Annotated in this window: 9 protein-coding genes; all 9 read left to right on the top strand. The window is 50.1% G+C overall.

The features are described 5' to 3' along the window. Positions 1-179 precede the first annotated feature (179 nt). On the top strand, positions 180-1079 hold the full coding sequence (locus tag ACLTD4_RS29145; RefSeq protein ID WP_055660730.1) for a carbohydrate ABC transporter permease: 900 nt from the start codon (positions 180-182) through the stop codon (positions 1077-1079). Continuing rightward, positions 1076-1915 (top strand): carbohydrate ABC transporter permease, encoded by an 840-nt coding sequence (locus ACLTD4_RS29150; RefSeq protein WP_055660728.1) that lies wholly within the window; start codon positions 1076-1078, stop codon positions 1913-1915. Before ACLTD4_RS29145 ends, ACLTD4_RS29150 begins: the two co-directional genes overlap by 4 nt. Before the next feature lie 28 nt (positions 1916-1943). Continuing rightward, on the top strand, positions 1944-3395 hold the full coding sequence (locus ACLTD4_RS29155) for a Sapep family Mn(2+)-dependent dipeptidase (RefSeq protein ID WP_181991309.1): 1452 nt from the start codon (positions 1944-1946) through the stop codon (positions 3393-3395). 44 nt (positions 3396-3439) lie between these two features. Next, positions 3440-4411: a uroporphyrinogen decarboxylase family protein gene (locus tag ACLTD4_RS29160; RefSeq protein ID WP_055660724.1), complete on the top strand. Its 972-nt coding sequence runs from the start codon at positions 3440-3442 to the stop codon at positions 4409-4411. Further along, positions 4411-5400 carry an L-glyceraldehyde 3-phosphate reductase gene (gene mgrA, locus ACLTD4_RS29165; protein WP_278321611.1) on the top strand — a complete coding sequence of 330 codons (990 nt, stop codon included), beginning with the start codon at positions 4411-4413 and terminating at the stop codon, positions 5398-5400. The genes ACLTD4_RS29160 and mgrA overlap by 1 nt, the downstream gene beginning before the upstream one ends. After that, the gene (locus tag ACLTD4_RS29170) at positions 5381-6502 is read left to right on the top strand and encodes a M24 family metallopeptidase (protein ID WP_117623570.1); all 1122 of its coding nucleotides are present in this window, start codon (positions 5381-5383) and stop codon (positions 6500-6502) included. The genes mgrA and ACLTD4_RS29170 overlap by 20 nt, the downstream gene beginning before the upstream one ends. A 73-nt stretch (positions 6503-6575) precedes the next feature. Continuing rightward, the gene (locus tag ACLTD4_RS29175) at positions 6576-7199 is read left to right on the top strand and encodes a helix-turn-helix domain-containing protein (RefSeq protein WP_055660722.1); all 624 of its coding nucleotides are present in this window, start codon (positions 6576-6578) and stop codon (positions 7197-7199) included. Positions 7200-7379: 180 nt separating this feature from the next. Next, a complete protein-coding gene (fsa, locus tag ACLTD4_RS29180) occupies positions 7380-8033 on the top strand; it encodes a fructose-6-phosphate aldolase (protein ID WP_055660720.1) in 654 nt (217 codons plus the stop codon). Between the two features lie 15 nt (positions 8034-8048). After that, positions 8049-8643 (top strand): transketolase (locus ACLTD4_RS29185; protein ID WP_412331775.1); only part of this gene is annotated, 595 nt, incomplete at its 3' end.

Below are 8643 nucleotides of genomic sequence, written 5' to 3' on the forward strand. Positions count from 1 at the left end.
ATACCCTTACCGACGAATTCTCCAAGGTTGCTTATGGGATGGCGACTCCGGAAGCGGTAGAGTCGACTTTTACTGCTCTGGAAGAGGTTCTGCAGAGAATTAAAAAGTAAAGAAGAAGCTGCCGCACGGAAGAACGCAAACCGTGCGGCAGCGGCTTTACCGGCGAAAGGAGAATTGCAATGGGAAAAAAAATAAAAAGCTTAAGCCGTATTGAGGGGCTTATTTACATATCGCCATGGCTCATAGGCTTTCTGGCGCTTCAGCTCTATCCGTTCCTGGCATCACTATACTATTCCTTCACGGATTATGCCATGGTGGGGACCCCCAATTGGGTCGGATTGGAGAACTTTATAACTATTTTTAAGAAGGACAGAGAAATCTGGCATTCTCTAAAGATTACACTCATTTACGTTGCCATAGCAGTTCCGCTAAAGCTGGCGTTTGCACTGTTTATCGCCATGCTGCTGAATTTGCGGGTAAAGGGAATCGGCATCTTCCGTACGGTATATTATCTGCCGTCGATCCTGGGAGGCAGTGTGGCAATCGCTGTACTGTGGCGCTTCCTGTTCTCGGGAAACGGTACCATCAATACCATGCTTTCCTGGTTCGGCATCAAACCGGTGGGCTGGCTCAGTAACCCCAGGATCGCACTGTTTACGCTGAGTCTGCTGGCAGTCTGGCAGTTCGGGTCTTCTATGGTGGTATTCTTATCCGCCCTTAAAAATGTGCCTGCCGAGCTTTATGAATCGGCCAGAGTGGACGGAGCAGGCAGCGTCAGGTGCTTCTGGTCTGTCACGATCCCTCTGATTACCCCTACGATCCTTTTTAATCTGGTTATGCAGCTGGTCTCCGCATTTCAGGAGTTTACGGGAGCATTTGTCATCACTAACGGCGGCCCCATGAAGTCCACATATCTTTATATTTTGAAGGTGTATGATGAAGCCTTTAAGTATTACAAAATGGGGTATGCCTGTGCCTTATCATGGATTCTGTTTGTGATCATGATCACAGTTACCCTGGTGATTTTCAAATCATCCAACTTATGGGTATTTTACAACGATGGAGGTGGCGCCAGATGAAAAAGAAAATAAGGCGGGGCGTGATGTACGTGTTTCTTATAACCGTGGGAATCGTCCTCATTTATCCGCTGGTATGGATGTTCTTTGCCACATTTAAAACGAACGCTGAAATCTTTGGCTCTTCCGCCCTTCTGCCTACCCATATAAGTCTGAATGCCTATATCGAGGGCTGGAAGTCGGGCGGAGGCGTATACAGCATGGGACATTTTATGAAAAATACGTTCCTGCTGGTGGTCCCCAGCGTGCTGCTGACCGTTATATCCAGCACTCTGGTAGGATATGGATTTGCCAGATTTGATTTCCCGTTCAAGGGATTTTTATTCGCCATGATGCTGTCGACCCTGATGCTTCCCGGTACTGTGACCATGATTCCCAAATATCTTATTTTCAATAAGATGGGCTGGCTCAATACCTACCTGCCTTTTATCGTACCCGCTGCCCTGGGAAGCTCGGCTTTTTTGATCTATATGGTACTGCAGTTTATACGGGGAATTCCAACGGAACTGGATGAGTCGGCAAAGCTGGATGGCTGCGGTTCTTTGCGAATCCTGATCTATTTAATCGTGCCGCTGGCAAAGCCGGCGCTGGTATCCTGCGTGATTTTCCAGTCACTATGGAGCTGGAACGATTATTTCAATCCCCTTATTTACATCAACAGTACGAAGAAGTTTCCGATTTCCCTGGGACTGCGGCTGATGCTGGACAGTGCCGGAAAGAATGCCTGGGATCAGATCATGGCCATGTCGGTCGTGGCGATTCTTCCGTGTCTGATCCTGTTTGCCATTGCGCAGAAGACATTTGTGGAAGGCGTGTCTACGGCTGGACTGAAGGGGTAGCGAAGAAGACATGTTAAGGAGCGGAGCGATGGAGAGTAAGTTCAATCAACAGGAATTAGAGAAGATCAGAGAATGGGTATACGGCCATAAAGAGGAATTAAAAGAAGATTTAAGACGGCTGGTGGCTGTCCCAAGCGTCTCCGAACCGGACAGCGGTGAGAAACCGTATGGGAAGGAATGCAAAAAGGTTTTGGAGGAAATGATGGCGATCGCTGCCTCATACGGCCTAACAGCGACCAACTATGAATATCACTTTGCCGGAATGGGACTGCGCCCTTACGTCTATGGGGAGAATGCGATCTCTGTCTGGAACCATCTGGACGTAGTGGCGGCGGGAGACGGCTGGACCTTTCCGGCTTATGAGATGAGCGAAAAGGACGGTTTTCTGATCGGAAGAGGAATCCAGGACAATAAGGGACCGGCCGCCGGCGCACTGTACGCGCTGCGGTATCTGAAGGAAGAAGAGGAGCGGCTGGGACTCCGTCATAATTTTGTACTCTTTACAGGCTGCAGCGAAGAGCGGGGCATGGAGGATATGGAGTACTTTATGAGCCATTACAAAATGGATGGCTTTCAGCTGGTGGCAGACTGTGCCTTTCCGCTGGGACATGGGGAAAAGGGGATTTTAAATCTTACTTATGAAAAACAGCTGGAGCCGGACAGCCTGATTCTGGGGCTGTCCGCCGGGAGCAGTGTGAATTCTATTCCGGGTGAAGCGCACATCCGGCTCAAAAAGGTTCCCGGGCTTATGGAAGCCCTGCAGCATTTGGAAAAGAATAGGATTACCGTGGAGGAAGAACCGGAGAGTCTGAAGGTGAAGGCGCTTGGAATCGGTGGCCATGTCGGATTTCCGGAAGGAAGCATCCATGCGCTGTATGTCCTGACGGAAGCGCTGCAGGATCTGGAATTCTTTCAGGAAGAAGACCGAAGGCTGTTTCAGTTCCTGTGCAGGATGAACGGTGATTTCTATGGAAACGGTGCTGGAATTGCGTGTGAGGATGAGCTTTCAGGAGCGCTTTGCGGAGCGCTGAACATAGCGCGGTATCAAGAGGACGGATCGAAAAAGTACGTATGGATGCAGTCGGATCACCGTTATCCGATCACCGGGGCTGTGGGGGCAGAGCTTGGAGAGCGGCTGGTGCATCTGGCCGGACTTTACGGCTGTAAGGCTGTCATTAAAAAGGATGAGAAGCCTTATTATCTGGACCCGGAGAGCGATACGGTGAAAACGGTGATGAGCGCTTACCGCACAGTAACTGGAAAGGACAGCAGGCCGTTTACCATGAGTGGGGGAACCTATGCCAGAAAACTGCCGAACGCCGTATCGTATGGCATGTCATTGGAAACGAAGAGAATCTATCAGGATCCGAAAAGACCGGGCGCTTCGGGCGACTGTCACCAGCCTGACGAGTCTCTTGACTTTTCCCAGCTTTTGGAGGCTGTTGTCATTTATATTGCCACCCTGCTTGCACTGGATTAAAGAACCCCCATGCATTGGTTTGGGGATAATCAGGAGGAATTGTGATGAATAAGAGAGAACGTGTATTAGCGGCACTGAATAACGAGGAAGTGGACTATGTTCCGGGCTGTTTTTGGCGGCATTTCCCACCGGAACAGAGCCATGGAGAGATTTTTATCAGAGAGCAGATCAAATTTTACAGAGATATGGATCTGGATTTCTTAAAAATATCCTGTGACGGATATTTTGGCTGGCCGGAAAAGACGCTTATAAACCTGGAGAGTGCCAGACAGCTTTACGGGATGAAGCCGATCGGAAAGGATCACCCCTTTATCCGGGAACAGGTGGAGCGGGCGAAAGCCATTGTCAGGGAATTAAAGGGAGAATGCTGTATTTTTTACACCATGTTCTGTCCTCTGTCTTATCTGCGGCTGGAAGTGGGCTGGGATAAAATGATGGAATGTATGAGGGAAGATCCGGACGCGGTCCGCTACGCCTGTGATGTCATAGCGGAGGATGTATGCAGCCTGGTGGAGGGATTACTGGAGGAGGCCGGATGCGACGGAGTATTCTATAGTGTTCAGAACGCAGAGATCACCAGATTCACCTACGATGAGTACCGCAGCTGGGTAACGCCAAGCGACAAAAAAGTACTGGCGCAGGCCAATACGCCAGGGCATTATACGATTCTCCACTGCTGTGGCTGGGACGCGGATGAGGCGGGAACCACCAACCGGATGGAGGTATGGAAGGATTATGAGTCGGCTGCGGTCAGCTGGGCCATGTATGTAGACCACCTGGATCCGGTGCAGATCCGGGAATTCTTCGGAGGGAGAGCAGCGTGGGGCGGTTTTGACAACCGCAGATGCGGAGTGCTCTACAGGGGAGACAAAGAGGCGATAGAGGAAGAGACCAGACGGATCATCGCGCTGGGCGGCAAAAAAGGGTTTATATTAGGGCCGGACTGCAGCCTGCCGGACGATATCGATCCGGAACATATCAAATGGGTGCTGGAGACAGCAAGGAGGTGCATCTGATGTATCAGGCAAACGAAAATCGTTACGGACAGATGAAGTATTTTCACTGCGGGAACAGTGGGCTTAAGCTTCCGGCCGTATCACTGGGATTGTGGCATAATTTTGGAAGCAGGGATAATTTTGACAATATGAAGGCAATGTGTTACACTGCATTTGACCATGGAATCACTCATTTTGATCTGGCTAATAATTACGGTCCCGTGTATGGAAGCGCGGAAGAAAATTTCGGCAGAATTATGGAGCAGGAGCTGCATCCGTACCGGGATGAGCTGGTAATCAGCACAAAAGCCGGGTACGATATGTGGCCGGGGCCGTATGGGGATGGAGGAAGCAGAAAATACCTGATCTCCAGCCTGGATGCCAGCCTGAAACGGATGAAGCTGGACTATGTGGACATTTTCTACCATCACCGCATGGACCCGGATACGCCTCTCGTGGAAACCATGATGGCGCTGGATCAGATTGTCAGGAGCGGAAAAGCTCTGTATGCAGGCATTTCCAATTACGATCAGGAGCATACGAAAGAGGCAATGGCGATACTGACAGATTTAAAGTGTCCGTTTATCATTAATCAGAGCAGCTACAATATATTCGACCGCCATATCGAAACAGACGGATTAAAGACGTATGCAAAAACTCACGGCTGCGGCATTATCGCATTCAGCCCTCTGGCCCAGGGGATGCTGACTGAGAAGTATCTTCATGGAATCCCTGAGGACAGCCGGATCAGACGAGACGGACGTTTCTTAAAGGAGAGTGCGCTGACTGAAAAGCGGTTGTCCCAGATCCGTGCTCTTCATGAAATAGCGGAAGGAAGAGGGCAAAAGCTTGCCCAGATGGCACTGTCCTGGGTATTAAGAGACGGTGACGTGACGAGCGTGTTAATCGGTGCTTCGAGGCCGGAGCAGATTGTGGAGAATATAAAAATAATCGACAGGACAGAGTTTTCAAAGGAGGAGCTGGAGGCAATTGAAGAAATCTGTAAATGAGAGAGTAAAAGAGGCCATGAAGGAGCAGGGCGTTGACCTGCTCCTCATAACGCCATCCTCAGATATGGTTTATCTGCTGGGAAAATGCATGATGTCGGATGAGCGTCTGAATGTTTACGTGGTGCCGGCGGAAGGGAGAGACTTCCTGTTTGTCAACGACGTATACGGACAGGAGGTGGCCGGATGGGGCATTCCGGAAACAGAAGTGGTTACGTGGAAGGACGGCGAAAATGCGGTCTCCTTACTTTTGGAGCAGTTGGAGAAAAAGAGGCTTCCTTACGGGAAAATAGGTATCGGCGCATCAATGCCGGCTGGATTCCTGGTTCCGCTGCAGGAAGCATTTGCCCGAACACGCTTTGTCCTCCATCGTGAGATCCTGGGCTGGATGAGACGATATAAAAATGAACAGGAACAGAGCCTCATGGAGGAAGCCTGCAGCAGATGCACGGAAGCGTTAAAGGCGGTTATGAAGGCCGGCAGCGGCTGGATTGGTAAAACGGAGGGAGCGTTTGCCGATGCCCTTTGCAGGGAGATGGAACTGCGGGGGATATCAGAGGCAGGAGCCCTTGTCTGTGCGGGAGCCCATGCGGCGGTGCCTCATTATACGGGAAAAGATGGCATCATTTCAGCGGATGCGTGTCTTCTGGTGGATTTTGGAGGCAAATACAGGGGATACTGCTCAGATATGTCGAGGACCTTTTATTTCTACGGTGGCTGTGGAGAGAACGATAAGAGACGGGAGTTCGAGGCCGTGTATGGAATCGTGCTGGCGGCGCTGGAGGCCGGACAGGGTGCGGCCGTCCTGGGCGGACGGATGGAGGATGTTGACAACGCGGCGAGACGTGTGATCGCTGAAGCCGGCTACGGGGAGTATTTCACCCACAGGACAGGGCACGGGATCGGAATTGATACCCACGAGGAACCGTGCGCGGCTTCCGGCGATAAAAGTGTGATCGAGCCCGGACTCGCGTTCTCCGTGGAACCGGGCATCTACCTGCCCGGAAAATTCGGAATCCGAATCGAGGACCAGATATTTATGACGGTGAACGGCGCCAAAGTTCTCCATGACTATCCACGGAATGAGTGGCTGGTGTGCGGGTGACGGGCGGTGCTTTGCAATAAAGTGCGATATGGGCAGTATATATATGCAGTATTTATGGCATGGAGGAAATACAATGGATTGTGCAAAAGTGGGCCGCTTGATTATGCAGTTCCGAAAAGAAAAAGGAATGACGCAGCAGCAGGTTGCTGACCTTTTACGAATCAGCAACAAGACTGTCTCCAAGTGGGAGCGTGGTCTGGGCTGTCCGGATGTATCGCTGTGGGATGATCTGTCCACGGTGCTGGGCGCCGACATATTAAAACTGCTTCAGGGAGAATTGAGTCCCAACCGCCCGGATGTGGGCAAGCTGGAAAAAACACTCTTCTATGTATGTCCTACCTGCGGCAATATTCTTGTAAGCACGGGAAACGCGTCGATTTCCTGCTGCGGGAGAAAGTTAAAACCGTTAATTCCGGTTTCGTGCTCGGAGGAACATAAGGCTGTCCTGAGGGAAATTGACTTGGAGTATTATGTGACCGTGAATCATGATATGCGCAAGGATCATTATATTTCTTTTGCTGCCCTTGTCTACCATGACCGTATCTATTTAAACCGGCTGTATCCGGAGCAGAACCCGGAATTCCGACTGCCGATGGTAAGGAAGGGCGGGTATTTATATCTTTACTGTACACAACATGGGCTGCAGAAGTGCCCGATCGCGCAGATCACCAGGGAACACGAAAGGATCGCGGACTGAAAGCGCTGTTATCAGAGACGGCGGTTTTGAGTAAAATCAAAATCGCCGTTTTTTTCTATTTTTCTGTTGACATTTTCCTAAAATGTGGTATTGTTTAACTAGAAATATTAATTAATTGAATTAATACATAAACCGAAGGAAGAAATTAATTCAAAAATAAAAAAGAAGAGGAGAACAGCGATGAAATTTTTTGTTGACACAGCGAAAGTGGAGGATATCAGAAAGGCAAATGATATGGGAGTGATCTGTGGAGTAACCACAAACCCATCTCTGATTGCAAAAGAAGGAAGAGACTTTAACGAGGTTATCAGAGAGATTGCTTCCATAGTAGACGGACCGATCAGCGGCGAAGTGAAGGCTACCACGACAGACGCAGAAGGCATGATTAAAGAGGGACGTGAGATTGCTGCGATCCATCCGAACATGGTAGTTAAAATTCCGATGACAGTAGAAGGCTTAAAGGCCGTTAAGGTGCTGACCGCGGAAGGCATTAAGACAAACGTAACACTCGTATTCAGCGCGAACCAGGCATTGCTGGCAGCCAGAGCCGGTGCGACCTATGTATCTCCATTCTTAGGACGTCTCGATGATATTTCCATGCCAGGCATCGATTTAATCGAAACCATTGCAGAAATGTTCAATGTGGCGGGAATCACAACTGAGATCATCGCAGCAAGTGTCCGCAATCCGATCCATGTTATTGACTGTGCCCTTGCCGGAGCCGATATCGCCACCGTTCCTTACAGCGTAATTGAGCAGATGACAAAGCATCCGCTGACAGATCAGGGAATCGCAAAATTCCAGGCTGATTATAAGGCAGTATTCGGAGAGTAAGAGGAGGACACGGGATTGAGCGACTATCTGGAACTAGAAAAAACAGCCAATGAGATACGAAAAGGCATCGTGACGGCGGTTCACAGCGCAAAGTCCGGCCATCCGGGCGGATCACTGTCGGCAGCGGACTTATTTACCTGGCTCTATTATAAAGAAATGAACATCGATCCGGAACAGCCTTTAAAGGACGACCGTGACCGTTTTGTATTATCGAAGGGCCATGTGGCGCCCGGATACTACTCCACACTGGCCCACCGTGGATTCTTTCCGGTAGAGGATTTGAAGACACTGCGTCATACCGGTTCCTATTTACAGGGACATCCGGACAGAAAGCATATTCCAGGCGTGGATATGTCCAGCGGTTCTCTGGGACAGGGAATCTCTGCTGCGGTCGGAATGGCACTCTCTGCGAAACTGCAGAAGAAAGATTACCGTGTTTATACACTCCTTGGCGACGGGGAGATCGAGGAAGGCCAGGTCTGGGAAGCTGCGATGTTCGCAGGTCACAGAAAGCTGGATAATCTGGTCGTGATTGTGGATAACAACGGACTTCAGATCGACGGCCCGGTGGATGAGGTTTGCTCCCCCTATCCGATTGACAAGAAATTTG

This window comes from Hungatella sp., assembly GCF_046966825.1.

Coding starts and splice junctions, on each gene's coding strand:
- ACLTD4_RS29145 (WP_055660730.1), top strand. CDS start 180: ATGGGAAAAAAAATAAAAAGCTTAAGCCGTATTGAGGGGCTTATTTAC.
- ACLTD4_RS29150 (WP_055660728.1), top strand. CDS start 1,076: ATGAAAAAGAAAATAAGGCGGGGCGTGATGTACGTGTTTCTTATAACC.
- ACLTD4_RS29155 (WP_181991309.1), top strand. CDS start 1,944: ATGGAGAGTAAGTTCAATCAACAGGAATTAGAGAAGATCAGAGAATGG.
- ACLTD4_RS29160 (WP_055660724.1), top strand. CDS start 3,440: ATGAATAAGAGAGAACGTGTATTAGCGGCACTGAATAACGAGGAAGTG.
- mgrA (WP_278321611.1), top strand. CDS start 4,411: ATGTATCAGGCAAACGAAAATCGTTACGGACAGATGAAGTATTTTCAC.
- ACLTD4_RS29175 (WP_055660722.1), top strand. CDS start 6,576: ATGGATTGTGCAAAAGTGGGCCGCTTGATTATGCAGTTCCGAAAAGAA.
- fsa (WP_055660720.1), top strand. CDS start 7,380: ATGAAATTTTTTGTTGACACAGCGAAAGTGGAGGATATCAGAAAGGCA.